This is a genomic window from Streptomyces sp. RGM 3693 (genome assembly GCF_050471125.1).
GTDB lineage: Bacteria > Actinomycetota > Actinomycetes > Streptomycetales > Streptomycetaceae > Streptomyces.
On sequence record NZ_JBMPPQ010000004.1, the window covers coordinates 419,523 to 442,522 of the forward strand.

Sequence of the window (23,000 nt, forward strand, 5' to 3'; positions counted from 1 at the left end):
GTGCCCGGTGTTGCGTCTCAGCTCTGGTTGAAGAATCCGCCCTCTGCGATACGGGCCTTGTCCTCCGCCGTGACATCGACGTTAGCAGGCGACAACAGGAACACCTTCTGCGTCACCCGCTCAATGCTCCCGTGCAGTCCGAAGACCAGACCGGCCGCAAAGTCGACAAGTCGCTTCGCGTCCGTGTCGTCCATCTCCGTGAGATTCATGATCACCGGAGTGCCCTCACGGAAGTGTTCCCCGATGGTACGGGCTTCGTTGTAGGTCCGGGGGTGCAGTGTGGTGATGCGGTAAGGCTCCCGCTCGGACACAACTTTGGGCATGATCACCGGTGCGTTCTTCTCCAGGTTCGGACGTTCGGGTGTGATGGATGCCACGGGGGCGATACGCGCGGGTCGTCCGCTTTCCGCGGCGAGCGGGGCGGGTTCACGCGGAGCGGGAGGCGTCACGGCGCGGACCGGTTCCTCCCGTTCCGGGCGTGTCTCGGGCTGCACTTGATGCTGTTGCCGCCGCCCTCGATCAGGCTCCGGGTCAAGCTCGGGCTCGAACTCGTCGTCGGGGTCGAACCCCCGGCCGTCGTACCCATCGTCCTCCACGAGGCCGAGGTAGACCGCCATCTTGCGCATCGCGCCGGCCATTCTCTGCGTCCTCCGCTCTGTGGTGGATCGGCTCCGTCACCGGGGGCCTTGGATCCACTCGGCCTGTCCCACTTCCTGCGGGAATGACCATATTTTGTGCTGTGGTCCGACTTGCTTGGCGACGTTACCCGAGCCGTGGTCGGACTCCGAGTACCGAGGTGCCGATGCGTACATGTGTCGCCCCGGCCGCCACGGCGTCCTCAAGGTCCGCACTCATACCTGCCGACACCATGGTGGCAGCAGGATGGGTCGTGCGCAGGTCGGATGAGATTTCCACGAGCCGCTCGAAAGCGGCCCGTTGGCGTCCGGCGTACGGTCCGGCCAGCGGCGCAACCGTCATCACACCGTCCAGGCGCAGCCCTTGGGAACCGTTGATCACCTCGGCGAGTTCCGCGACACCCTCCGGCGCCACCCCGCCCCGATCTCCGACGATCCGTCCGTTTTGCCCTGACTCGACGTCAAACGCCACTTGGATCAGGCAACCCAGCTCGCGCCCGGAACGCACCGCTTCCTTGGACAGCGCGGTGGCGAGCCGGGGCCGGTCGACCGACTGGACGACCCCGGCGTAACCGGCCACGGACCGCACCTTGTTGGTCTGCAATTGACCGACGAAGTGCCAAGTCAGCGACAAATCGGCACATTCGGCCGCCTTGGGCGCCGCTTCCTGATCGCGGTTCTCCGCGACCTGACGGACCCCCAGCTCCGCGAGCAGCCGGACGTCGCTCGCGGGGTAGGTCTTGGTGACGACGATCAGCGTGACCTCGTCCCGTGCCCGGCCGGCCTTGGCACAGGCGGTGGAGATACGATCCTCCACCCGCGCCAGGTTGTCGGCCAGTTGCGTTCTGCGGTCGTCGGTCACGGCGCAGCCTCTCCGGGGGCGTCCCCGAGCCATACGTAGCCCGCGAGCCGCCCGGTCGTGCGGTCGCGGCGGTACGAGTAGTGGTCCGCCGACTCCCGGGTGCAGATGGGCGATTGCGTACGCAACTGCACGCCGGCCGCGGCGAGTTGGGCCCGCACCCCGGCGGTGACGTCCACCGACGGGGTGTCCCAGGAGGTGGTCGCCCACGCCTCCGGCACCACCGCCGCGACCTCGGCGCGCATCGCCTCGGGCACCTCGTAGCAGCGCCCGCAGACCGCGGGGCCAACGTGGGCGAGGATCCGGGACGACTCCGCGCCCAGCGCGGTCATGGCGGCGACGGCCGCCGGAACGACCCCGGCGACCAGGCCCGGGCGGCCGGCGTGCGCGACGCCCGCGATCCCGGCGACCGGGTCGGCCAGCAGGACCGGGACGCAGTCGGCGGTCAGCACCGCCAGCGCCAGTCCGCGACGGGCGGTCACCACCGCGTCCACGGACGGAATGTCGTCCTCTCCCCAGGGACCGTCGACCACGGCCACGTCCCGGCCGTGGACCTGGTTCATCCAGACCACCGCGGCCGGGTCGAGGCCCAGTTCCCGGGCCACCAGATCGCGGTTGGCGCGGACGGCCGCGGGGTCGTCGCCCACCGCGCCGCCCAGATTGAGCTGCTCATACGGAGCGGCGCTCACCCCGCCCCACCTGTCGGTGAAGGCGAAGTGCGCGCCGCTCTCGTGGTGCTGTTGCCCTATCACGTCGGTGCTTTACATCACTTCAGGAAGTCGGGAACGTCCAGTTCCTCGGCCGCGGAGTCCGAGTACGGACGGGCCGGGGGAACCGAAGGACCGCCGGTCGGCGAGGTGGACACCTCACCCAGCGACGAGGACTCGGACGACACCGGGGACTCGTCCCGGATCGGCGGGACCGCGCCGAGACCACCGAACGACGGTGCCGTGCGCGGCGGCTCGACCGGCGGCACCGTCGGACGGGTCGGCGCCGGTACGGGCTCCTCGCGCTTCGGGGCCGACATACCGGCCTGCTGCGCGTCGCGGCGGGCCGGCGGCTGACCACCGTCGAAGCCCGCGGCGATGACGGTGACCCGGACCTCGTCGCCCAGGGCGTCGTCGATGACCGCACCGAAGATGATGTTGGCCTCGGGGTGCGCGGCCTCGCTGACCAGCTGCGCGGCCTCGTTGATCTCGAAGAGACCGAGGTCGGAGCCGCCGGAGATGGAGAGCAGCACACCGCGGGCGCCGTCGATGGACGCCTCCAGGAGCGGCGAGGAGATCGCCATCTCCGCGGCGGCCACCGCACGGTCGTCGCCGCGCGCCGAGCCGATGCCCATGAGCGCCGAGCCGGCCTCGGACATCACGGACTTGACGTCGGCGAAGTCGAGGTTGATCAGGCCCGGGGTCGTGATCAGGTCGGTGATGCCCTGGACACCCGACAGCAGCACCTGGTCCGCGGACTTGAACGCGTCGAGCACGCTCACCTGGCGGTCCGAGATGGACAGCAGACGGTCATTGGGGATCACGATGAGGGTGTCGACCTCTTCGCGAAGGCTCGCGATGCCGTCCTCGGCCTGGTTGGCGCGGCGGCGGCCCTCGAAGGTGAACGGCCGGGTGACCACACCGATCGTCAGGGCCCCGAGCGTGCGGGCGATGTTGGCGACGACCGGAGCACCGCCGGTGCCGGTGCCGCCGCCCTCGCCCGCGGTCACGAAGACCATGTCGGCCCCCTTGAGGACCTCCTCGATCTCCTCGCGATGGTCCTCGGCCGCCTTGCGGCCCACGTCCGGGTTGGCGCCGGCGCCGAGTCCGCGCGTCATCTCGCGGCCGACGTCGAGCTTGACGTCGGCGTCGCTCATCAGCAACGCCTGCGCATCGGTGTTGATCGCGATGAACTCGACGCCCTTGAGCCCGACCTCGATCATCCGGTTGATGGCGTTCACGCCACCGCCGCCGATGCCGACGACCTTGATGACTGCGAGGTAGTTCTGCGGTGCTGCCACGTCGAAGGCCTCTCGCCTCGATTTACGTGTCGTCGCCGCACATTGCGTGTGGACGCCGACTGATGCCGAAGGGATGTTCCGCTCTGCCGACCCGAACCCTAACCCTGAAGTTTAGGGTTACTGTGCCTGTGTTCCTGGTTCCACGGTCCCTTTGGAACGAGACACTAAGTCGACAAGGCGCGCGCGTTCAACGAACACGCCGAACCTCCCGTTTTTCTTTTCACCCTATGTGATCACCCATAGTCGTAGCCATCCAGGGTGCTGGCCTGCGACGCGGTACGTCAACTCCCGGACACCGCGGGTGCGCTGGGAACCGAGATGTCGAAGTGTCGCGCGTCACGCGCCGCCTTCAACAGCCCGGCCAGCACCTTCGCCTTTTCGACACCCTGTTCGCGGCTGCCCCACATCACCGTGCGGCCACCTGCGAGTTCGAGGGTAATGGAGTCGTAGGAGCGCACCCGGACGGTGCGGACGTCCTTACGGACGGCGGCCGGGAGGTCCTCGGCGACGGTGACCGCGGCGCGCAGCAAACGTCCGGTTCCGAAACGGTGCAGACTCGGAGAGTCGGAAACGGTCATACGCAGAAGCAGAACGCCTTTGGGCGCGCGGCTCACCATGGCGAACCGGATGCCCTCGTTGTCCACTTCCTCGAACTTCCCGTTCGTTTGCAGCAGCAGTTCCGGCTTCCTTTCGGTCACTTCCAGGCCGAGGGTGTGCGGCCATGACCGAGTGACGTCAACGCTTTTGAGGCGCGGGAGTTTAGCGAGCAGCCGGCGTTGTACCGCATCGGTGTCCACGGAGGCGAGCGGTGTGTTCATGGGGGCGGCCGCCGCGGCGACCACCTCCGCCGGCGTGAGCACCTCGGTGCCGCTGGCTCGGACCCGCTCCAACCGGAGCCAGTCCGAGCCGTAGAGCACCCAGGCGCCGAACCCGCCGAGCAGCACCGCGAGAACCGCGATGATGATCACACCGCGGCGGCCGGGGCGGCGCAGCCGGAGAGCCGGCAACCGGAAGCGCCCGCCGCCGGACCGCGGCGAAGAGGGCGGGCCGGACGGTGACTTCTTCGCTCCGCGCCTGGCGGTGGTCGGTCCGGCCACGCTCTCCGCCTTCTCTCGTCCGCTACTTGCGGCGCTGCTCGATCGCGTCGTAGACCATGCCGACCAGCAACTCGTCGGCGTCCCGACGGCCGAACTCCGAGGCCGCGCGGGACATCTCGTACAGCCGGTGCGGATCGCCCAGGACCGGGAGCACGCTGTTCTGCACCCAGTCCGGGGTCAGCTGGGCGTCGTCGACCAGCAGGCCGCCGCCGGCGTTGACCAGCGGCTGGGCGTTGAGCCGCTGCTCGCCGTTGCCGATGGGCAGCGGGACGAAGGCGGCCGGGAGCCCGACGGCGGACAACTCGGCGACGGTCATCGCGCCCGCGCGGCAGAGCATCATGTCGGCCGCGGCGTACGCGAGATCCATCCGGTCCAAGTACGGTACCGGGACATAGGGGGGCATCCCCGGCATGTTGTCCACGTGCGGCAGTTCGTTCTTCGGTCCCACCGCGTGCAGCACCTGGATGCCGGAGCGCTGGAGCGCCGGAACGGCCGCCTGGACGACCTCGTTCAGCCGGCGGGCGCCCTGGGAACCGCCGGACACCAGCAGGGTCGGCAGGTTGGGGTCGAGACCGAACGCGGCGCGCGCCTCGGGGCGGACCGCGGCGCGGTCCAGGGTGGCGATGGACCGGCGCAGCGGAATGCCCACATAGCGGGCGCCGCGCAGCTTGCTGTCCGGGGTGCTGACGGCGACGTACGTGGCGTACCGCGAGCCGATCTTGTTGGCCAGGCCGGGGCGGGCGTTGGCCTCGTGGACGACGATCGGCACACCGAGCCGCTTGGCTGCGAGGTAGCCGGGCAGCGCCACGTAGCCACCGAAGCCGACGACGCAGTCCGCCTTGGTGCGCTCCAGGATCTGCTCGGCGGCCTTGATCGTGCCGCGCAGCCGCCCGGGGACGGTGATCAGTTCGGGGGTGGGCTTGCGGGGCAGCGGGACGGCCGGGATCAGGCCCAGCTCGTAGCCGCGCTCGGGGACCAGTCGGGTCTCCAGGCCGCGCTCCGTGCCGAGTGCCGTGATCCCCACGGTCGGGTCCTGCCTCCGCAGGGCGTCCGCGAGGGCGAGCGCGGGCTCGATGTGGCCGGCGGTCCCCCCACCGGCGAGTACGACATGCACCGAAATTCACCGCTCTCCGGACGGGCGCCTCTTAACGCGCCGTCTCATCGTCTTCCATCTCACCCCAGCCGGTTTCCTGCCGGACCCCGGCTTCCGCGCCAACCGAGCCGTCAACGCCGCCCGTGCAGCGGGCTCGTCACGCGCGAAGGCGATCAGCAGCCCGACGGCGAACATCGTCGGCAGCAGCGCGGAGCCTCCGTAGGAGAACAGCGGCAACGGGACACCGGCGATCGGCAACAGACCGAGCACCGCACCGATGTTGATCACGGCCTGGGCCATGATCCAGGTGATCACACCTCCCGCTGCGTACCGTACGAAGGGGTCCTCCGTGCGTCCGGCCACGCGGATACCCGCATAGCCTAGAGCCGCGAAGAGGGCGAGCACCGACAGCGTCCCCGCCAGTCCCAGTTCCTCCCCGGTGATGGCGAAAATGAAGTCGGTGTGCGGTTCCGGGAGTTCTCCCCATTTTTCCATACTCGCCCCGAGCCCGGAACCGAAGAGTCCGCCCGAGGCCAGCGCGTAGATGCCGTGCACGGCCTGCCAGCACTGATCGCCGGGGCCTGGATCGGTCGCGCCGATGCAGGCGAGCCGGGACATTCGGTGGGCACTGGTCTTGATCAACAGCGCGCTCAGCACCGTGGCCGCGCCGAGTACCCCCGCGAACAGCCGGGTCGGGGCGCCGGCCAGCCACAGCAGGCCGAAGAGGATCGCGGTGAGGATGATCGTGGTGCCCATGTCGCCGCCGAGCATGATCAGCCCGAGCAGGAGAAATGTCACCGGTGTCAGGGGAACCAGCAGCTGCTTCCACTGCGTCAATAGCTGCTTCTCCTCTTTGCGGGCGAGCAGGTCCGCGGCCCACAGGACGAGCGCGAGCTTGCCGAACTCGCTCGGTTGCACCTGGAAAGGGCCGCCCAGGCTGAGCCAGTTCTGGTTGCCGTTGACCGAAACCCCGATCCCCGGGATCTGCACCATGCCGAGCAGGAACACCGAACCGGCGAGCAACGGATACGCCAGCGCCCGGTGCCGCCGCACCGACAGGCGGGAGGCGAGCAGCAGCAGCCCGCCCCCGATGGCGGCCGCCAGCAACTGTTTGCGGAAGAAGTACGACGGCGCCAGACCGGACTGGAGTGCCTTGATCTGGGACGCCGAGTAGACCATCACCAGGCCCAGAACGATGATCAGCACCGGGGCGCCGAGGATGAGGTAGTAGGCCGTCAACGGGCGGTCCCAGGCCCGCTTGGCCCGGGTGTACAACCCGCGCGGGCCGGTCGGGGTCCGGCCGGCCCGCGGCGGGCGCACCTTCGCGGAGGGCCGACGCGCCGGGCTCGGCCGTGCCGGCTTCGCCGATCGGGCGGTCATCCTCGTCCCCTCCACAGGTACGCTCGCCGCCGGCGACGACGGCAGCGGGGAGAACCGGGCTAATGACCCGCGGCGGCCAGTTCGCCCACCGCGTCGGCGAATGCCTCGCCCCGCTTGTTGTAATTGACGAACATGTCCATCGAGGCGCAGGCCGGGGCCAGCAGGACGGTGTCGCCGGGCTCGGCCAACCGGGCCGCTTCTCGGACCGCCTCGGACATCGCCCCAGTGTCGGTCCGGTCGAGGTCGACAACCGGGACATCGGGGGCGTGTCGCCCGAGTGCTTCGCGGATCAACGCCCGGTCGGCGCCGATGAGGACCACTCCGCGCAGCCGTCCGGCTGCGGTGCGCACCAGCTCGTCGAAGGTGGCGCCCTTCGCCAGGCCGCCGGCGATCCACACGATGGGCTCGTACGCCGCCAACGACGCCTCGGCGGCGTGGGTGTTGGTGGCCTTGGAGTCGTCGACGTAGGAGACCCCGGCGACGTCCACGACGTGCTGGATGCGGTGCGCGTCCGGGTGGAAGGTGCGCAGTCCCTCGCGGACCGCGGCGGCCGGGACGCCGAAGGCGCGGGCCAGCGCCGCGGCGGCCAGCGCGTTGGCGATGTTGTGCGGGGCCGCCTTCCCGGAGGAGGGGGCGATGTCCGCGATCTCGGCGAGCTCCTGGGCCTGCCGCTGCCGGTTCTCCACGAAGGCACGGTCGACGAGGATGCCGTCGACGATGCCCAGCTGGGAGGGGCCGGGGGTGCCGAGGGTGAAGCCGATCGCCCGGCAGCCCTCCTCGACGTCGGCCTGTCGGACCAGGTCCTCGGTGGCCGGGTCGGCGACGTTGTAGACGCAGGCGACGGTGTTGCCCTCGTAGATCCGACCCTTGTCGGCGGCGTACGCCGCCATGGAGCCGTGCCAGTCCAGGTGGTCCGGGGCGAGGTTGAGGACGGTCGCGGAGTGCGCCCGCACCGACGGGGCCCAGTGCAGCTGGTAGCTGGAGAGCTCGACGGCCAGGACGTCGTACGACGCACCGTCCGCGCGGCCCTCGCCGAGCACCACGTCGACCAGCGGGACGCCGATGTTGCCGACCGCGGCGGTGCGCAGACCGGCCGCGGTCAGGATCGAGGCCAGCATCCGGACGGTGGTGGTCTTGCCGTTAGTGCCGGTGACCGCCAGCCAGGGCGCGGCATCTGGACCGCGCAGCCGCCAGGCCAGTTCGACGTCGCCCCAGACCGGGACGCCGGCCTTCTCGGCCGCCAGGAAGAGCGGGCTGGTCGGCTTCCACCCGGGGGTGGTGACGATCAGCTCGGTGCCCTCGGGGAGGGTGTCGCCGTCGCCCAGCCGGACCGTGGCACCGAGCTCTGCCAGCTCGGCCGCCTGGGCCCGTTCCCGTTCGCCGTCGCTGCTGTTGACGACGGTGACCCGGGCGCCGAGGCCGGCCAGGGCGCGGGCGGCGGGGACGCCGCTCACGCCGAGGCCGGCAACGGTGATGTGCCTGCCAGCGAAATCCTGGGGATCCCGCGGGTCGTACCCGGTCACTTCGCCGCCTGCCAGCCGCCGTAGAAGATGCCCAGACCGACGATCACGCACATGCCCTGGATGATCCAGAACCGGACCACCACAAGGACTTCCGACCACCCCTTGAGTTCGAAGTGGTGTTGGAGTGGAGCCATGCGGAAGACCCGCTTACCGGTCATCCGGAACGAGCCGACCTGGATGACCACGGACATGGTGATCAGGACGAACAGACCGCCCAGGACGGCCAGCAGCAGCTCCGTGCGGGAGCAGATCGCGAGGCCGGCGAGGGCGCCGCCCAGCGCCAGCGAGCCGGTGTCGCCCATGAAGATCTTGGCGGGCGAGGTGTTCCACCACAGGAAGCCGAAGCAGGCGCCCATCAGGGCGGAGGCGACCACGGCCAGGTCGAGCGGATCGCGCACCTCGTAGCAACCGGGTCCGGCGGTGATCTGGTTGGCGCAGGACTCCTGGTACTGCCAGATGCCGATGAAGGTGTACGCGCCGAAGACCATCACCGAGGCGCCGGTGGCCAGTCCGTCGAGGCCGTCGGTGAGGTTCACACCGTTGGACATCGCCAGGATCATGAACAGCGCCCAGATGACGAACAGCACCGGGCCGATCTGCCAGCCGAAGTCCTGGGTGAAGGAGAGCCGGTCGGAGGCCGGGGTCGCGCCCCGCAGGTCGGCGAACTGGAGCGAGAGCACCGCAAAGGCGATGCCGACGATCAGCTGGCCGGCCATCTTCGCCTTGGCCCGCAGGCCCAGCGACCGCTGCTTGACGATCTTGATGTAGTCGTCGAGGAAGCCGACCAGACCCATGCCCGCGAAGAGGAAGAGCACCAGGACGCCCGAGAAGGTCGGGTCGCTGGAGGTGATCACCTTCGTCAGGGCGTAGGCGATGATCGTGGCCAGGATGAAGGAGATGCCGCCCATGGTGGGCGTGCCCTTCTTGCTGCCGTGGGAGCGCGGGCCGTCATCGCGGATGAACTGCCCGTAGCCCTTCTTGGCCAGCAGTTTGATCAGCAGCGGGGTGCCGATCAGGGTCAGGAAGAGCCCGATCATCCCGGAGAAGAGGATCTGCTTCATGGAGTTCATCGGGACGCGGCCCCGCCCTCAACGCCGGAACCGCCCTCGCCGTCCAGCAATGCCGCGGCGACCCGCTCCAGGCCCACCGACCTGGACGCCTTCACCAGCACGACGTCTCCCCCTCGCAGCTCCCTGCGCAACAGGTCGATCGCCGCCCGCGCGTCGGACACGTGCACCGACTCCTCACCCCACGAACCCTCGTTCTTGGCGCCCATGTCGAGCCAGGCCGCTTCCCTGCCGCCGACCGCCACGAGCTTGCTGACGTTGAGCCGGACGACCAGCCGTCCGACCGCGTCGTGTTCGGCGAGTGACTCCTCGCCCAGCTCGGCCATCTCACCGAGCACCGCCCACGTCCGGCCCCCCTTCGCCCTGGCGGCGGTGCCCATGGCGACCAGCGCACGCAGCGCCGCTCGCATGGACTCGGGGTTCGCGTTGTAGGCGTCGTTGACGACCGTCACGCCGTCCGCGCGCTCGGTGACCTCCATCCGCCAGCGGGAGAGCGTGCCGGCTTCGGAGAGCGCGGCGGCGATCTCGTCTACGGGCATGCCCAACTCATGGGCGACGGCGGCCGCGGCGAGCGCGTTCGACACGTGGTGCTCACCGTACAGCCGCATCGTCACATCACTGCACCCGGAGGGTGTGTGAAGCGTGAAGGCGGGCTGTCCGAGGCCGTTGAGCCGGACATTCTCGGCACGGACGGCGGCGTCCGCGGCCTCACCGAAGAGGATGGTGCGGGCCTTGGTGCGGGACGCCATGGCGCGGACGAACGGGTCGTCGGCGTTGAGCACCGCCACCCCGCCGTCCGCGGCCGCGGGCAGCGACTCGACGAGCTCGCCCTTGGCCTCGGCGATCTGCTCGCGACCGCCGAACTCGCCGAGGTGCGCGGTGCCGACGTTGAGGACCACCCCGATCCGGGGCGGGGTCAGCCCGGCGAGGTAGCGGATGTGGCCGACGCCGCGGGCACCCATCTCCAGGACGAGGTGACGGGTGGTGGCGTCGGCGCGCAGCGCGGTGAGCGGCAGCCCGATCTCGTTGTTGAGGTTGCCTTCAGGCCACACCGTCGGCCCGTGCCGCTGGAGCAGCTGGGCGATCAGGTCCTTGGTGCTGGTCTTGCCGGCCGAGCCGGTCAGACCGACGACGGTGGTGCCCAGCCGGTCCACGACGGCCCGAGCGAGTGCGCCGAGAGCTGCGACGACGTCATCGACGATGATCGCCGGGACGCCGACCGGGCGGGCCGCGAGGACGGCCGTCGCGCCGGCTTCCACGGCGCCGACGGCGAAGTCGTGACCGTCGACGCGCTCACCGGCGAACGCAACGAACAGGCCACCCGGGCGGACCGCCCGGGAGTCCGAGACGACCGGCCCGGTGACCTCGCGGTCCGGGTCCGGTATGTCGTGCTGCTGCCCGCCGACGATGCTCGCGATCTCGGCGAGGGACAGGGAGATCACAGGTCACCCCCGGGGCCGTGCAGGAGGTGCCAACAAGAGGATTGTGCGCGCATGGCGGTGTGTCATCCCTGGTGGTTCGGCTGCTGTGACTGCTGCGGCTGCCGTGACTTCAGCGAATCCTCGATGGAAGCGCGCAGCACCTGACGGTCGTCGAAGGGGCGTACCACTCCGGCGATGTCCTGACCCTGTTCGTGGCCCTTGCCCGCGACGATCACGGTGTCGCCGGGCTCGGCGCGAGCGACCGCGGCGGCAATGGCGGCGGCCCGGTCCTCCTCTACGAGGACGGTGCCGCGCTCGTGGACGGGCACCTCGGCGGCGCCCGCAAGCATGGTGGCGAGGATCGCGAGCGGGTCCTCGGAGCGCGGATTGTCGGAGGTCAGCACGGCGGTGTCGGCGAGCCGGGCGACCGCGGCGCCCATCGGCATCCGCTTGTGCCGGTCGCGGTCGCCGCCGCAGCCGAGGACGGCGTGCACCTTGCCGGTGGTGACCTTGCGCAGGGCGCGCAGAACCGATTCGACGGCGTCCGTCTTGTGGGCGTAGTCGACGACCGCGAGGTAGGGCTGGCCGACGTCCACCCGCTCCAGGCGGCCGGGGACGCCGGGGATCGCGGCGACACCGTCGGCCGCGGTCTGCGGGTCGATGCCGGCGACGGCCAGCGCCGTGATGGCGGCCAGCGCGTTGGAGACGTTGAACGGGCCGGCGATCGGGGAGGCGGCGCGCAGCGTCACGCCCCCGGGGCCGTGCACGGTGAAAGTCGAGCCGAGCGCGCCGAGCTCGACATCGGCGGCGCGCCAGTCGGCGTCCGGGTGGCCCTCGGCGGAGAACGTGGTGACCGGGACCTCCGACTCGCCGGCAGCCAGTCGGCGGCCGTACTCGTCGTCGATGTTGACCACGCCGGCCTTGCTGCGCGCCGTGGTGAACAGCTGGGCCTTGGCCTGGAAGTAGTCCTCCATGCCGGAGTGGAACTCCATGTGCTCCGGGCTGAGGTTGTTGAAGACCGCGACGTCGAAGACGCAGCCGTCGACCCGGCCGAGCACCAGCGCGTGGCTGGAGACCTCCATGGCGACCGAGCGGACGCCGCGCTCGCGCATCACCGCGAACAGCGCCTGGAGGTCGGTGGCCTCGGGGGTGGTCCGCTCGGACTTCAGGCGCTCGTCGCCGATCCGGGACTCGACCGTGCCGATCAGGCCGGTCAGCCCGCCCACCGGTCGCCCGGCGCCACCCTCGGTCGGCTGCGCTTCGCGCAGGCCGCCCTCGCTCTCCTTGGCGGCCGCGGCCCGCAGCCCGCCCTCGATGAGGTACGCGGTGGTGGTCTTGCCGGAGGTACCGGTGATACCGATCTGCAGGAGGTCCTCGCCGGGTGCCCCGTAGATCGAGACGGCCAGGGCGCCCATCCGCCCGCGCGGGTCGTCGACGGCGAGGACCGGCAGGCCGGTCGCGGCGGCCCGCTCGGCGCCCGACGGGTCGGTCAGGATCGCGGCGGCGCCGAGGTCGGCTGCCTGGGCGACGAAGTCGGCACCGTGCAGACGGGCGCCGGGCAGCGCGGCGTAGACGTCGCCGGGGCGCACCGCACGGGAGTCGTGGGTGATGCCGGTGACCTGGACAGCATCCGCGTGGTCCGGGACCGGGAGGGTCAGCTGCCGGGCGAGGTCGGCCAGGGGGGTGGGGCGGACCTCCTCAGGGCGCGGCGCGCCCGGATATCTGCCGGGGCCGCCCTTCTCCGCGTGCTGGGGTTTCGGGGACTGATCAGCTTGTGACACGGCGGTGAGCGTACCGGGCAGAACGGGCTCGGGGCGAAGTGAGGGCTTCGCCGGGGTTCTGTCACCGGGCAGGTGCGGGCCGTCGGGAGTGATCGTCGTCACGGCGGTGTTGCCTCGATTTCATTCGCCTGGCTTGAACGTGACCGGCAGCCGCGGCGGCTGTGCGCCGGTCGGGGGGACCTGGAGGGTCTTCAGTGCGAACGCCATGACCTGCTGGAAGATCGGGCCGCAGACCTGGCCTCCGAAATAGCTGCCCTGCTTGGGGTTCTGTACGGCGCAGTAGACGGTGATGCGTGGCTTGTCGGCGGGTGCGAACCCGGCGAAGGAAGCGGTGTAGCCGTGGTAGCGGCCGGTCTTCGGGTCCACCCGGTTGGACGTGCCGGTCTTGCCGCCGACCCGGTACCCGTCGATCTTCGCCTTGGCTCCGGTGCCCTCCTGGTCGTCCACCACCGATTCCAGCATGGTGGCGAGGGTGCCGGCGGTCTTCTGGCTCACCACGCGGTCCCGGGCGGGCGCGGGGGCCGGAGCGTACCGGCCGTCCGGCCCGGTGGTGCCGCGGACGAGGGTCGGGGCGATCCGCTCGCCGCCGTTGGCGATGGTGGAGTAGACGGAGGCGGCCTGGACGGCGTTGAGGGACAGGCCCTGGCCGAACGGGATGGTGTATTGCTGGGAGGTGTTCCAATCCTGCGGCTTGGCGAGGATGCCGTCCGTCTCCCCGGGGAAGTTGAGCCCGGTCGGCTGGCCGATGCCGAATTTCCGCAGGTAGGAGTAGAGGACCTGGTTGGCCCGGGGCTGGGTGGTGCCCAGTTGGCCGGCGGCCAGGATGGTGCCGATGTTGCTGGACTTGGCGAGCACGCCGTTGAGCGTGAGGTGCCAGGTGTCGTGGTCGACGTCGTCCGAGAAGAGCCGGTCGCCGCGGTGCAGCCGGTTGGGCACGGTGACCCGGGTGTACGGGGTCGCGGCGCCCTCCTGTAGGACGGCCGCCATCGACATCAGCTTGCTGGTGGAGCCCGGCTCGAAGGCATCGGTGAGCGCGGGGTTGCCGAGCTCGTCCGGACCGGCCTTGGAGAGGTCGTTGGGGTCGAACCCGGGCGCGTTGGCGAGCGCCAGGATCTGGCCGGTGCGGGTGTCCTGGACGACGACGTAGCCGCGGTCGGCCTGGGACTTCTCCACCTGGTCGGAGATGGCCTGCTGGGCCGCCCACTGGATGTCGCGGTCGAGGGTCAGCTGGACGTCGGTGCCGGGTACGGCGGGGTGCTCCTGGGTGTCGGCGGTGGGCACCCGGCGGCCCCCGGACTGGGCGTAGACCAGCTTGCCGTCCTTGCCGGCCAGCTCCTTGTCAAGCTGGGCCTCCAGGCCGCCGGCGCCCTTGCCCGAGCCGTTGACGAAGCCGAGGACGCCGGCCGCGAGGTCGCCGCCCGGATAGACGCGCTTGCTGTGCTTGTCCGCGAAGACCCCTACCAGGACGTCGGGGCGGGGTGCGCTCTTGGGAGCGGCGGCCGCCTTGGCGTCCAGCGCTTTGCGGAGGTCCTTGATCTGCTTCCAGACCAGGGGGGTGCGCTGCCGGGCGAGCAGGACGTAGCGGGACGTCGGGTGGTCGAGCTTGGCGGCGAGGGTCGCCTCGGACTCGTTGAGGATCGGCGCGAGCAGTGCGGCGGCCTGCTGCGGGGCGTCCTTGATCTTGATCTTGTCGGGTGCCAGCAGGCTCGGGTCGGCGGTGATGTCGTACGCGTCCACGGTGGTGGCCAGGTCCACCCCGTTGCGGTCGGTGATGGCGCCGCGCTCGGCGGCCAGCTTGACCGGGACGTAGCGGTTCTCGTTGGCCTTGGCGGCGTACGCCGCGGCGTCCACGCCCTGGACCTGCACGAGCCGGATGACGAAGGCCAGCATCACCAGCGTCAGCGCCACGGCGACCAGTCGCAGCCGCGGGCGCGGGCTGACCGACCGCAGCGGGCCGCCCGCCGGCCGGAGACGCCCTGGCCCGCCGGGGCGGCGGGCGGCGGGCGGGCGAGGCGCACCGGACCGGCCGGCGGGTCGGCCGCCGGGCCGGGCGGGGCGCGGAACGCGACGGGGGTCCCTGGGCTGGGTCATACCGCGGTCTCCGGGGCGGGCACGGGGGTGGCGGGGGGCGGTGCGGCACCGGGCGCCCGGTGCACCGGGGCGGCGAGACCGCAACAGCGGAATGCGGGGGCGGGCGTCACGGGGTCACCTGCGCGCCGGCCGACGGGGACGGCCCGGCCGTGGGACCGGACGCGCGGGCGGCGGAGGCCGGCGGGACGGATGGGGAGGGCGAGTCGGGCGTGAGGACGGAGGCCGGGGCCACCGGGGTCGCCAGCGGGCCCGGGGAGGACGGGACACCAGGGGTGCTGGGGGCGAGCGGTCCGGCCTGGGCCGGTACGGCCGCCGGCGTCACCAGCGGGACCGCGACCGCCGGGGCGGTCTCCTGGACCGCCGGCCGCACACCCCCCGGGCCGAGCGACAGCGGCCCGGCGGAGGCGGAGGCGGACAGCGGGGTGCCCGTGGACGAGACCGGGCCCGGCGCGCCGCGGACCGTGCCGTCCGGCAGCAGGAACGCCGGGTTGCCGCCGGGCACCATGCCCAGCTTGCGGGCCCGGCGCGCCAGCGCGTCCGGTGCGGAGTAGCCGTCCACCTCTTGTTGCAGCGCCTGCTGCTCGTCCGACAGCTCACCGGTCTTCCGCTCCAGCCTGCTCAGCTCGAACGAGCCTTGGTTGAGCGCCGAGTTGAGCAGCAGCAGGGCGATCAGACCGGAGCCCAGGAGCACCACGACCAGCAGGACGAAGGGCGTCCGCGCGGCAGAGCCGCCGCGCGGCGCGGAGGGCAGCAGCGCGGTCAGGCGCTGCCTGCCGCGCGGTCGGCCCCCCCGCGCTGTCACGCGATGTCCTCGCGGATGCGCTCGGCGCCACGCAGCCGGGCGGGGGCCGCGCGCCGGTTCTCCGCGACCTCCTCCTCCGTGGGCAGTTCGGCGCCACGGGTCAGCAGCTTGAGCCGGGGCTGGTAGCGCTCGGGGACCACCGGGAGGCCGGGCGGCGCGGTGTTGCTGGCGCCGGCTGCGAAGACCTGCTTGACCAGCCGGTCCTCCAGCGAGTGGTACGCGAGCACGGCGATCCGGCCGCCCACCGCGAGCGCCTTCACGGCGGCCGGGATGGCACGCTCGACGCAGGCCAGCTCGCCGTTGACCTCGATGCGCAGTGCCTGGAAGGTGCGCTTGGCCGGATTGCCGCCGGTGCGCTTGGCGGCCTGTGGCAGCGCGTCGCGGATCAGCTCGACCAGCCGGGCGCTGTTGCTGAACGGCTCCTTCTCCCGCTCCCGGACCACCGCCGCGACGATCCGCTTGGCCTGCTTCTCCTCCCCGTAGGCGCGCAGGATCCGCACCAGTTCCCCGGGCGGGTAGGTGTTGAGGACCTCGGCGGCGCTGATGCCGGTCGTCTGGTCCATCCGCATGTCGAGCGGGGCGTCCTGGGCGTAGGCGAAGCCGCGGTCGGCCTCGTCGAGCTGCATGGAGGAGACCCCGAGGTCGAACAGGACGGCCTGGACGTGCGGCAGGCCGAGCCGGTCGAGGACTTCGGGGAGCTCGTCGTAGACCGCGTGCACCAGGGTGGCGCGCTCTCCGTAGGGGGCCAGCCGCTCCCCCGCGAGCCGGAGCGCTGACGGGTCACGGTCCAGGGCGACCAGCCGGGCCTCCGGGAACGTGGCGAGCAGCGCCTCGCTGTGCCCACCGAGGCCGAGGGTGCAGTCGACGACGACCGCGCCGGGCTCGGCGAGCGCGGGGGCGAGCATGTCCAGACACCGCTGGAGCATGACGGGTACGTGGCGAGTGTTGCTACTCATGCGCCTTCCGATGGTGGGCGGCAGGTGGGTCCCCGGCCGTTGGCTGGGGGATGCCGCACGTACCGCTTGGTCCCCGCCCGCTCTGAAGGGGAAGTGGCCCTCCGGCGACGGGGAAGTGACGTCGGAAGACCGGTGGAGCGGGAGGAGGCCGAACCGTACGTACGGTCACGCACGCGAGGGATCCGGGATCCAAGGAGAGCGTCACGCCTCCCACTTCGCGCCACTTTAGTCCACCCGCCGCCTCGGTCAATCAACTGGTTCCGCGCGTCCCCCGCACGGTGCGACCGGACGATTCCTGCGTGTTTGCCCCGTGACGTCCGAGCCGGTGGATCACCTCACAAGGTGTGATGTTGCCCCCTACGCCTGCCGCACAGAGGGGCTGAACAGGTCATCAACGATTACCGTGAAGCCATGCCCATACCTGCGTCGCAGCCGCTGCCCCCGCCCGCCAACAGCACCCCTGCCACCACCGACGGCACCGTCACCGACCGTCTGGTCGAGGCCAACCAGCGCTACGCCGCCGCCTTCGCGGACCCCGGGATGGACGCCCGGCCGGTTCTCAAGGTCGCCGTCGTGGCCTGTATGGACGCCCGGCTGGATCTGCATGCCGCGCTGGGCCTGGAGCTCGGCGACTGCCACACCATCCGCAATGCCGGCGGCGTGGTGACCGACGACATCATCCGCTCCCTGACGATCAGCCAGCGCGCGCTCGGCACCCGGTCGGTCGTCCTAATCCACCACACCGGTTGCGGTCTGCTCAGCCTGACCGAGGACTTCCGGCACGAGCTGGCGGCCGAGGTCGGCCAGCGGCCCACGTGGGCGGTCGAGGCGTTCAAGGACCTCGACGAGGACGTCCGCCAGTCCATGCAGCGGGTGCGCACCTCACCCTTCCTGCTGCACACCGACGACGTCCGCGGCTTCGTGTTCGACGTGACGACGGGCCTGCTGCGCGAGATCGATCCGCGGGACTGACCTGCGGCGGCGCACCTGGTCGACCCGCCGTGCACGGCGGCAGGTCCTGTCCGCCACCTCTCCCTTGCGCCCGGTTCGCCGGGCTTGTCCGGTTGGCCGGGACCGAACGGTGTGAGTTATCCACAGGCCATGACGTGAGGCCGCGCGGGCGGCAAGAATGCGTGGGTGACATCCCGCCCGGCCGTGACCGGGCGGGATACGCACACGGGGAGGGCCGAGTCCATCGAGGGGGCGTCGGCCACCCGGGGAGGGGCCTAGGAGGGCCGAGTGACGACGTATGACGAACGAGCGGGCCTTGCCGATCTGACCACCACCGCCGGGCGGGTGCACCGGTCAGTGGAGGGCGTGATCGAGGGCAAGCCGGAGGTCGTACGGCTCGCGCTGACCGTCCTGCTGGCCGAGGGGCACCTGCTCATCGAGGACGTGCCCGGCGTCGGCAAGACGATGCTCGCCAAGGCGCTGGCCCGGTCCATCGACTGCTCGGTGCGCCGCATCCAGTTCACCCCCGACCTGCTGCCGTCCGACATCACCGGCGTCAGCGTCTACGACCAGCAGCGCCAGGACTTCGAGTTCAAACCCGGCGCGATCTTCGCCCAGATCGTGATCGGCGACGAGATCAACCGCGCCTCCCCCAAGACCCAGTCCGCACTCCTGGAGTCCATGGAGGAGCGCCAGGTCACCATGGACGGGCAGACCTACCACCTGCCCAGCCCCTTCATGGTCGTCGCGACGCAGAACCCGGTCGAGATGGAGGGCACCTACCCGCTCCCGGAGGCACAGCGGGACCGCTTCATGGCCCGGGTGTCGATCGGCTATCCCAGCCCGGCGGCCGAGCTGCGGATGCTCGACATGCACGGCGGCGCCTCCCCGTTGGACGACCTGCGCCCGGTGGCGCACGCCCACGAGATCGTGAAGCTGACCGAGGCGGTGCGCGCCGTGCACGTCGCCGAGGCCGTGCGCCGGTACGCCGTCGACCTCGTGGCGGCCACCCGCAGCCACCCCGATCTGCGGCTCGGCGCCTCGCCCCGGGCGACCCTGCACCTGCTGCGCGCCGCCAAGGCCGCGGCGGCCATGTCCGGGCGGGAGTTCGCGCTGCCGGACGATGTGCAGTCGCTGGCGGTGGCGGTGCTCGCGCACCGTCTGCTGCCCACCGCCCAGGCCCAGTTGAACCGCCGCACCGCCGAGCAGGTGGTGCTGGAGATCGTGCGGCGCACCCCGGTCCCCGACCCGTCCGCCCCGCGGCGGCGGCAGCCCGACCGCGGCCAGCAGCCGCCCGGCACACGGGGGTTGTGATGTCCGGCGGGGGGAGCACCGGGACGCCGGAGCCGGGCGGGCTCCGCGCCGCCTTCGGGGGGCTGACGACGCGCGGCCGATCGTTCCTGGCGGCCGGGGTGGCCGCCGCGGCCTGTGCGTACCTCCTGGGGCAGGCGGATCTGCTGCGGGTCGGGCTGCTGCTGGCGGCGCTGCCGCTGGTGTGCGTCCTGGTGCTGCACCGCACCCGCTACCGCGTCGCGGGCAGCCGCACGCTCACGCCGGCCCGGGTGCCGGCGGCGGCCGAAGCCCGGGTCGGACTCCGGGTGGAGAACGTGGCCCGGCTGTCGACCGGCGTGCTGATGCTCCAGGACCGGGTCCCGTACGTGCTCGGGCCCCGGCCGCGCTTCGTCCTGGACCGGATCGAGCCCGGCGGGCACCGCGAGGTGTCCTACCGCGTCCGCTCCGACCTGCGCGGCCGCTATCCGCTGGGGCCGCTCCAGCTGCGCCTGTCCGACCCGTTCGGCATGTGCGAGCTGACGCGTTCCTTCAGCACGTTCGACACCCTGACCGTGGTGCCCCGGGTCGAGCCGCTGCCCCCGGTCCGACTGGCCGGCGAGGCCGCCGGGTACGGCGACGGGCGCCACCGCTCGCTCGCCCTGGCCGGTGAGGACGACATCATTCCGCGCGGCTACCGCCACGGCGACGACCTGCGCCGGGTCCACTGGCGCTCCACCGCGCGCCACGGCGAGCTGATGGTCCGCCGCGAGGAGCAGCCGCAGAAGGCGCGCTGCACGATCCTGCTCGACACCCGGGCCGTCGCCCACCACGGCTCCGGGCCGGACTCGGCCTTCGAATGGGCGGTGGCCGGCGCCGCCTCGGTCGCACTGCACCTGCTGGAGCGGGGCTTCTCGGTGCGGCTGCTGACCGACACCGGCAGCGCGGTGCCCGGCCCGGAGGGCGGCGGCTTCGCGGGCGGCGGCGACTCCGCCGACGCCGGGGGCCTGCTGCTGGACACCCTCGCCGTCGTGGAGCACTCCGCCGAACAGGGCCTCTCCGCGGCGTACGACGTGCTGCGCGGCGGCACGGAGGGGCTGCTGATCGCCTTCTTCGGCGAGCTGGACGAGGAGCAGGCCGCACTGGCCGGCCGGATCAGCCGGCGCAGCACCACCGCGGTCGCCTTCGTCCTGGACGGCGACGCCTGGTCCGGGGGACCCGGTGGGATCCGCTTCTCGCACGGCGGGACGCCGGCCGGCGAACGGTTGCGGATGCTGCGGGAGGCGGGCTGGACGGCGCTGCCGGTGGCGCCGGGTGCCGCGCTCGCCGACCTGTGGCGGGCCGCGGACCGGGCGGGGGCGGCACCGGCCGGGGCGGCACCGGGGTGGGGCGACCTGCACGGCGCTCCCGGACGAAGCGAGGCGGGCGCATGAGCGAGCGCAGTGAGCCGATCACCAGGTGGTGCGTGCCTCGCGCCTGCGGGGGCGAGCGAAGCGGGCGGGCGGCATGAGCGGGCGGGCACGACTGGCGCTGTGTGCGATGGTGGCGACGCTGTGCGCCGGGGGCGCGTTGCTGCCGCTGGTGGACCCGTTCACCTGGCTCTTCCAGGCGGCCCTGCTGCTGGCGCTGGTGACGGGGGTGGGCGCGCTGGGTCGGCGGGTCCCGCTGGCCCGGCCGCTGACCGTCGGCGCGCAGACGCTGGCGGCCGTCCTGCTGCTGACCGTGGTGTTCGCCCGCGGCCAGGCGATAGCCGGGCTGCTGCCGGGCCCGGACGCCGGCACCGCCTTGGTCGACCTGGTGCGGGACGGGGTCCGGGACGTCGGCCGGTACGCCATCCCGGCTCCGGTCACGCCCGGCATCCGGCTGCTACTGGTCGCCGGGGTGCTGCTGATCGGCCTGGTCGTGGACGCGTTGGCGGTCACCTACCGCAGCGCCGCTCCCGCCGGGCTACCGCTGCTCGCGCTGTATTCGGTGGCGGCGGGGCTGTCCCAAAGCAGCGCGGGCTGGCTGTGGTTCGTTGTGGCGGCCGCCGGCTATCTGCTGCTCCTGCTCGCCGAGGGCCGCGACCGACTCTCCCAGTGGGGGCGGGTGTTCGGCGGTCCGGTCGCCGGCCGGCCGGAAGCGGCCCGGGGCGGCGGGCTGCCGATCCGCCGGGGCCGCCGGATCGGCGCACTGGCACTGGGCATCGCGCTGCTGGTGCCCGCCGTGCTGCCGTCCCTGGGCGCCGGGCTGCTCGGCCCGACCACCGACGGCGCCGGCCCCGGCGGTGGGGGCGGCACCATCTCCGCGGTGAACCCCCTGGTCTCGCTCCAGGACAGCCTGAACCAACCAGAGGACCGCGAGGTCCTCAACTACCGCACGACCGCGGCCGACACCCGCGGGATGTATCTGCGGATCGTCGCCCTGGACCAGTTCGACGGCACGGCCTGGAAGCCGTCCGAGCGCACGGTCACCGACGTTCCCGCCGAACTGCCGCGGCCGCCCGGCCTCAGCTCCGACGTGTCCGTCACCCGGATCAACACCTCCCTGTCCACCGCTCAGTGGTACGCCCAGAACTGGCTGCCGCTCCCCTATCCAGTGGCCAAGGTGGACATCCCGGGCCGCTGGCGGTTCGAGCCCGAGGGCCGCACCCTGGTCGGCGACCGCGGGCAGAACACCCACGGCCTCCAGTACCAAGTCGAGAGCCTCCAGGTGCGGCCCACCGCCCATCAGCTGGCCGCGGCTCCGCCGCCGCCCGCCGCCCTACGGCGCGAGTACACCAAGGTCCCGGACTCCCTCCCCGCGATCGTGGGCACCACCGCCCGCCAGGTCACCCGCGGCGCCCGCACCGCGTACGACAAGGCGGTCAAGCTCCAGGACTGGTTCGCGCTCTACGGCGGCTTCAGCTACAACACCGAGGTCCGAGCGGGCAGCGGCACCGAGGCAATCGCCCGCTTCCTGGAGGACAAGGAGGGCTTCTGCGTCCACTTCTCGTTCTCCATGGCGGCGATGGCCCGCACCCTGGGCATCCCGGCCCGGGTCGCGGTCGGTTTCACCCAGGGCACCCAGCAGCCCGACGGCACGACGTCGGTGGGCCTGAAGGACGCGCACGCCTGGCCCGAGCTGTATTTCCAGGGCGTCGGCTGGACCCGCTTCGAGCCGACCCCGAGCCGCGGCAGCGTCCCGGACTACGCCTATCCGGACACCTCGCAGGCGACCGGCCCGGGCGGCCCGGACCATGCGCCGGCGCCGTCCGCGGTGCCCTCGACCGGGCCGTCCGCGGCCCCCTCCTGTGGCCCCGGCGAGCGGCGGGCGGGCTCCGGGCCGGACTGCGCGGCCGCGCCCACGGTGTCGGCTGCCGGCCCGCCGGACGGCGGCCTCTCGCCCGGGACGCTCACGCTCCTGGCCCTCGCCGCGCTATTGGTCGTGGCGCTGCCCGCGGTCCCGCTGCGGTGGCGGGCCCGGGCCCGCACCCGACGGTTGGCGGGCGGTCCGGGCGGTGCCGCCGCGGCGGACCCCCTCGCCGCCTGGCAGGAGCTGTTGGACACCGGCTGGGACTTCGGCATCCTCCCGGACGAATCGCTGACGCCGCGCACGGCGGTGGCCCGGATCATTCGCATCGGGGAACTGCAACCCGACGCCGCGGCGGCCGCCCAGCGGGTCGCCACGGCGGTCGAGCAGGTCCTGTATGCCCCGCAGCCGGTTCCGGCGGCCGGCCTCGCCGCGGACGTCCGGCAGGTGCACGCTGGCCTGCGGGACGGGGCGCCCCGCGCCCTGCGGCTACGGGCCCGGTTCGCCCCACACTCCGCGGCCCGCCTGCGCTGGTCCTGGACGGCCCGCTGGTCGGTCCTGCGGCAGCGCTGCCGGAACAGCCGCCCGGCCACCGCGGCCCGGCGCGCGGCGGCCGCACTGCGGACGGCGGGGTGGCGACGCGGCAAGCGGGTGTAGTCCAGCGCCGCGGATGGCCCGCCCCGGGCCCGGCACCGGGTCCCGTACGCCGTAGGGCACGGACGACCCGCCGTCCGTAGGCGCGGTCCCACACCCAGCGCGCGGAACCGCAGCACCCACCGAGACCGGCGGCGAAATGG

At 72.2% G+C, this 23,000-nt stretch carries 18 protein-coding genes; 4 read left to right on the top strand and 14 right to left on the bottom strand.

Features of this window, described 5'->3' with window-relative positions; all coding sequences use genetic code 11:
• Positions 1 to 17 precede the first annotated feature (17 nt).
• The 14 genes from ACO0M4_RS38045 to rsmH form a co-directional block, all read right to left on the bottom strand.
• Positions 18 to 638 (bottom strand): cell division protein SepF, encoded by a 621-nt coding sequence (locus ACO0M4_RS38045; RefSeq protein ID WP_016575127.1) that lies wholly within the window; start codon positions 636 to 638, stop codon positions 18 to 20.
• Between the two features lie 124 nt (positions 639 to 762).
• Positions 763 to 1,497 carry a YggS family pyridoxal phosphate-dependent enzyme gene (locus tag ACO0M4_RS38050; protein ID WP_430375710.1) on the bottom strand — a complete coding sequence of 245 codons (735 nt, stop codon included), beginning with the start codon at positions 1,495 to 1,497 and terminating at the stop codon, positions 763 to 765.
• Positions 1,494 to 2,246, bottom strand: a complete 753-nt coding sequence (gene pgeF / locus ACO0M4_RS38055; protein ID WP_430375711.1) for a peptidoglycan editing factor PgeF — start codon at positions 2,244 to 2,246, stop codon at positions 1,494 to 1,496. Before pgeF ends, ACO0M4_RS38050 begins: the two co-directional genes overlap by 4 nt.
• A 14-nt stretch (positions 2,247 to 2,260) precedes the next feature.
• On the bottom strand, positions 2,261 to 3,502 hold the full coding sequence (ftsZ, locus tag ACO0M4_RS38060) for a cell division protein FtsZ (protein ID WP_430375712.1): 1,242 nt from the start codon (positions 3,500 to 3,502) through the stop codon (positions 2,261 to 2,263).
• Between the two features lie 281 nt (positions 3,503 to 3,783).
• A complete protein-coding gene (locus ACO0M4_RS38065; RefSeq protein WP_430375713.1) occupies positions 3,784 to 4,599 on the bottom strand; it encodes a cell division protein FtsQ/DivIB in 816 nt (271 codons plus the stop codon).
• A gap of 22 nt (positions 4,600 to 4,621) precedes the next feature.
• Positions 4,622 to 5,713, bottom strand: a complete 1,092-nt coding sequence (gene murG, locus ACO0M4_RS38070) for an undecaprenyldiphospho-muramoylpentapeptide beta-N-acetylglucosaminyltransferase (protein ID WP_430375714.1) — start codon at positions 5,711 to 5,713, stop codon at positions 4,622 to 4,624.
• 6 nt (positions 5,714 to 5,719) lie between these two features.
• Positions 5,720 to 7,072, bottom strand: coding sequence for a putative lipid II flippase FtsW (gene ftsW / locus ACO0M4_RS38075; protein ID WP_430375715.1), 1,353 nt, complete (start codon positions 7,070 to 7,072; stop codon positions 5,720 to 5,722).
• Positions 7,073 to 7,131: 59 nt separating this feature from the next.
• Positions 7,132 to 8,595, bottom strand: a complete 1,464-nt coding sequence (gene murD, locus ACO0M4_RS38080; protein WP_430375716.1) for a UDP-N-acetylmuramoyl-L-alanine--D-glutamate ligase — start codon at positions 8,593 to 8,595, stop codon at positions 7,132 to 7,134.
• Positions 8,592 to 9,656 carry a phospho-N-acetylmuramoyl-pentapeptide-transferase gene (gene mraY / locus ACO0M4_RS38085; protein ID WP_430375717.1) on the bottom strand — a complete coding sequence of 355 codons (1,065 nt, stop codon included), beginning with the start codon at positions 9,654 to 9,656 and terminating at the stop codon, positions 8,592 to 8,594. Before mraY ends, murD begins: the two co-directional genes overlap by 4 nt.
• Positions 9,657 to 9,661: 5 nt before the next feature.
• Positions 9,662 to 11,104 carry a UDP-N-acetylmuramoyl-tripeptide--D-alanyl-D-alanine ligase gene (locus tag ACO0M4_RS38090; RefSeq protein ID WP_430375718.1) on the bottom strand — a complete coding sequence of 481 codons (1,443 nt, stop codon included), beginning with the start codon at positions 11,102 to 11,104 and terminating at the stop codon, positions 9,662 to 9,664.
• Between the two features lie 62 nt (positions 11,105 to 11,166).
• Positions 11,167 to 12,966, bottom strand: coding sequence for a Mur ligase family protein (locus ACO0M4_RS38095; protein ID WP_430375719.1), 1,800 nt, complete (start codon positions 12,964 to 12,966; stop codon positions 11,167 to 11,169).
• Positions 12,967 to 12,984: 18 nt separating this feature from the next.
• Positions 12,985 to 14,955 carry a peptidoglycan D,D-transpeptidase FtsI family protein gene (locus ACO0M4_RS38100; protein ID WP_430375720.1) on the bottom strand — a complete coding sequence of 657 codons (1,971 nt, stop codon included), beginning with the start codon at positions 14,953 to 14,955 and terminating at the stop codon, positions 12,985 to 12,987.
• Positions 14,956 to 15,061: 106 nt separating this feature from the next.
• Positions 15,062 to 15,757, bottom strand: coding sequence for a septum formation initiator family protein (locus ACO0M4_RS38105; protein ID WP_430375721.1), 696 nt, complete (start codon positions 15,755 to 15,757; stop codon positions 15,062 to 15,064).
• On the bottom strand, positions 15,754 to 16,713 hold the full coding sequence (rsmH, locus tag ACO0M4_RS38110; RefSeq protein WP_430375722.1) for a 16S rRNA (cytosine(1402)-N(4))-methyltransferase RsmH: 960 nt from the start codon (positions 16,711 to 16,713) through the stop codon (positions 15,754 to 15,756). Before rsmH ends, ACO0M4_RS38105 begins: the two co-directional genes overlap by 4 nt.
• A gap of 411 nt (positions 16,714 to 17,124) precedes the next feature.
• Between rsmH and ACO0M4_RS38115 the strand changes: the two genes are divergently transcribed.
• The 4 genes from ACO0M4_RS38115 (at position 17,125) to ACO0M4_RS38130 (ending at position 22,860) form a co-directional block, all read left to right on the top strand.
• Positions 17,125 to 17,685: a beta-class carbonic anhydrase gene (locus ACO0M4_RS38115; RefSeq protein ID WP_430375723.1), complete on the top strand. Its 561-nt coding sequence runs from the start codon at positions 17,125 to 17,127 to the stop codon at positions 17,683 to 17,685.
• 267 nt (positions 17,686 to 17,952) lie between these two features.
• Positions 17,953 to 18,978: an AAA family ATPase gene (locus ACO0M4_RS38120; RefSeq protein WP_430375724.1), complete on the top strand. Its 1,026-nt coding sequence runs from the start codon at positions 17,953 to 17,955 to the stop codon at positions 18,976 to 18,978.
• The gene (locus tag ACO0M4_RS38125; RefSeq protein WP_430375725.1) at positions 18,978 to 20,366 is read left to right on the top strand and encodes a DUF58 domain-containing protein; all 1,389 of its coding nucleotides are present in this window, start codon (positions 18,978 to 18,980) and stop codon (positions 20,364 to 20,366) included. Before ACO0M4_RS38120 ends, ACO0M4_RS38125 begins: the two co-directional genes overlap by 1 nt.
• A gap of 73 nt (positions 20,367 to 20,439) precedes the next feature.
• Complete coding sequence (locus ACO0M4_RS38130) at positions 20,440 to 22,860, top strand: transglutaminaseTgpA domain-containing protein (RefSeq protein WP_430375726.1); 2,421 nt, start codon at positions 20,440 to 20,442, stop codon at positions 22,858 to 22,860.
• Positions 22,861 to 23,000 lie beyond the last annotated feature (140 nt).